Origin of the sequence: Pseudomonas sp. NPDC088885 (genome assembly GCF_044750025.1) — a bacterium.
Classification (GTDB): Bacteria; Pseudomonadota; Gammaproteobacteria; order Pseudomonadales; family Pseudomonadaceae; genus Aquipseudomonas; species Aquipseudomonas rustica.
The window spans coordinates 1-1,305 of record NZ_JBIVJB010000200.1 but is presented as its reverse complement, the minus strand read 5'-3'; the positions used below and the strand labels follow the sequence as shown (position 1 = coordinate 1,305).

Annotated in this window: 2 protein-coding genes; both read left to right on the top strand. The window is 58.0% G+C overall.

Translation table 11 applies throughout. The annotated features are described in order from the left end of the window. Nucleotides 1-146, top strand: a 146-nt coding sequence (locus ACIP1X_RS28400) for a hypothetical protein (RefSeq protein WP_400755918.1), incomplete at its 5' end; no start/stop codon positions are given. A 32-nt stretch (nucleotides 147-178) separates the two neighbouring features. Further along, nucleotides 179-1,305, top strand: a 1,127-nt coding sequence (gene fadA, locus ACIP1X_RS28395) for an acetyl-CoA C-acyltransferase FadA (RefSeq protein WP_400755916.1), incomplete at its 3' end; no start/stop codon positions are given.

Below are 1,305 nucleotides of genomic sequence, written 5' to 3'. Positions count from 1 at the left end.
GTGGCGGTGCACTGCGCTACATCGATTCGATCGGTGTTGCCGAGTTCGTTGCCCTGGCTGACCAGTACGCTGATTTGGGCGCGCTGTACCACCCGACCGCGAAGCTGCGTGAAATGGCCAAAACCGGCCAACGGTTCTTCGGTTAAGCGTCCCAACTTTTGAGCGAGAGTGAAATTTTATGAGCTTGAATCCAAGAGACGTCGTGATTGTCGACTTCGGTCGTACTCCGATGGGCCGCTCCAAGGGCGGCATGCACCGCAACACCCGCGCCGAAGACATGTCGGCGCACCTGATCAGCAAACTGCTGGAACGCAACGTCAAGGTCGATCCGGCGGAAGTCGAAGACGTGATCTGGGGCTGCGTTAACCAGACCCTGGAGCAGGGCTGGAACATCGCGCGCATGGCGTCGCTGATGACCCAGATCCCGCACACCTCGGCCGGCCAGACCGTCAGCCGTCTGTGTGGCTCGTCGATGAGCGCGCTGCACACTGCTGCGCAAGCGATCATGACCGGTAACGGTGACGTGTTCGTGGTTGGCGGCGTTGAGCATATGGGCCACGTGAGCATGATGCACGGTGTCGATCCGAACCCGCACATGTCGCTGTACGCGGCGAAAGCCTCGGGCATGATGGGTCTGACTGCTGAAATGCTCGGCAAAATGCACGGCATCACTCGCGAGCAGCAAGATGCTTTCGGCGTGCGTTCCCATCAGTTGGCCCACAAGGCCACCGTGGAAGGCAAGTTCAAAGACGAAATCATCCCGATGCAGGGCTACGACGAGAACGGTTTCCTGAAACTGTTCGACTATGATGAAACCATTCGTCCGGAAACCACTCTGGAAAGTCTGGCGGCCCTCAAGCCTGCCTTCAATCCAAAGGGCGGCACCGTGACCGCAGGTACTTCGTCGCAGATCACCGATGGTGCTTCGTGCATGATCGTGATGTCGGCGCAGCGCGCACAAGATCTGGGCATCCAGCCAATGGCGGTTATCCGTTCGATGGCAGTGGCAGGTGTGGATCCGGCAATCATGGGCTATGGTCCAGTTCCGGCAACACAAAAAGCCTTGAAACGTGCCGGTCTTGGCATTAACGATATCGACTTCTTCGAGCTCAACGAAGCTTTCGCTGCACAGGCTCTGCCAGTGCTGAAAGATCTGAAAGTACTCGACAAGATGAACGAGAAGGTTAACCTGCATGGCGGCGCGATCGCCCTGGGTCACCCGTTCGGTTGCTCCGGTGCCCGTATTTCCGGCACTTTGCTGAACGTGATGAAGCAGAATAGCGGCACCTTCGGGGTAGCCACTAT